Annotated in this window: 1 protein-coding gene; it reads right to left on the bottom strand. The window is 39.9% G+C overall.

Annotation, left to right across the window (positions count from 1 at the left end; translation table 11 throughout):
• Positions 1-413 precede the first annotated feature (413 nt).
• On the bottom strand, positions 414-1,688 hold the full coding sequence (locus tag M1K46_RS25460; RefSeq protein WP_256228231.1) for an IS110 family transposase: 1,275 nt from the start codon (positions 1,686-1,688) through the stop codon (positions 414-416).
• Between the last annotated feature and the right edge of the window lie 100 nt (positions 1,689-1,788).

The following is a 1,788-nucleotide window of genomic DNA, read 5'->3' as shown; positions in this document are numbered from 1 at the left end:
TTCAACTCCCTCAGTTTAATACGATTTTCTTGCGAATACTCGCTTATTCACAGGATTTCAAAACCACTGAATTTAAGCTAACGGGTAGATAGAGTAACTTTGGGATCTAAAGGCTTCGTGAAGGCATAGTGAAATAAAGGAGCAGACTAAAACTCCACATTTTACCATGTAATGTACATCTCCACGCCGCCCCTGGAGGCTTTCCCTCCCATGTCTCAACGGGTCAATTGCCCTATCATTCCTTCGTCATGCCTATCCAAGAGGTGGAGGCCAGTTTTGCTAACCTAATGGGTCAGTGCCCTTTTGTTGAAGAAATCTGGTACTCCGTACATATTTGAAATCCTGCAAATAAGCCAACATTCGATTATAGAAGAATTAATGTGTTAAGGTTCTCTTCGAGAACTCAACTAAAACTACGCAGCCAGTTCAACTACAGGTTTTACTTTACCTGCACAATAAGACTCATTTTTGCGGGCTATCCCTACAAAAATACGGGCTAACTTACCGATCAATTTCATAATCGATTTCATTTTCTTCATTTTTTTCACTTGAACATTATTATAGTGAATGGCTTGAAACTCAGGGTTATTCATCACAAGGCTCATAGTGGCTAAGTATAGGAAGCGTCTTAGTCTAGATCTTCCACGCTTAGATATTACAATCTGGCCTTTCCACTTTCCTGAGCTTGCTTCTGCCAGGTGTAATCCAGCGTGCCGGAGCAAGGAATTGCCGTGGGAGAAACCACTTAAATCGCCAGCTTCACCTAAAATGCCGGCTAACGAAATTTCACTAATTCCCTTAATGGTAAGCAACTTCTTTGCGAACGGTATGCAGTTTAATACCTCGTTAACGGCTTGTTCCACCCTTTCCAACTGAAGGACCGCAAGATCATATTCTTCTAATAATTGCTCAAGATGAAATTTATATGCTTCAAGAGCTTGTCTTGTACCTACAGATTTTCTGGCCAACTGGAGAAGCAATTGAGCCTTTTTCATTCCTGGCTGTCTTTTCATTAGTGACTTCCAACCTTCAACTATCTCATCCGGTTTCATGGAACTCAGTTCCATCGGAGATGGAAAGAGCCGTAAGGTTGCGATTGCACCTTTGGCAGTAATGTCTTTAAATACCTCCCTGAGTTCTGGAAAAACAATATCAACCCAGCGGTTTAATTGATTAATAGAGCTGACTAGACGTTTAACTACCACATCCCGATTGGACATTAGAACCCTTAGTTTTTCAAATGATTCCGATGTGTTTCTCACGAAGGTATAGTAACCGTTCTTCACCATGTCCGCGATGACTAAAGCATCTTTCTTATCACTCTTAGACTGGGTGTTATCACGATTTTCTTTATTCCTTCTTACCAGGTGAGGATTTACTGTCACTACCTCAATATTTTGGTTTATTAGCCATTTAGAAAGGTTGATCCAGTAATGGCCTGTTGGTTCCATTCCAACTATAGGTTCCTCAAGTTTATTTAATTTTTTCAGTTCGTTTATCCAGTTAAATAGGGTCGTAAATCCATCCTCGTTATTTTCAAAAGTAAGTGGATCACCCACTACGATGCCACGAAAATTAACTGCTCTGGCAACGTGTAATTGTTGGGCTATATCTACACCAACAACAAGATGCTTATCAGATATTCTTTCTATTAGTTGATTTTGTTTGTTCTGCATTTTAAACTTCATAGTAGGGCTTCCTCCTAGATGGTTGTTTGGGATACATTCATCTTACTGAGGAGCCCTATTTTTATCAAAGATCAAAATTAGCCATCTACAGGAATGCTAA

It is taken from the genome of Fictibacillus sp. WQ 8-8 (assembly GCF_024494405.1).
Lineage (GTDB): Bacteria > Bacillota > Bacilli > Bacillales > Fictibacillaceae > Fictibacillus_C > Fictibacillus_C marinisediminis.
This window is presented reverse-complemented; position numbering and strand designations above follow the sequence as displayed.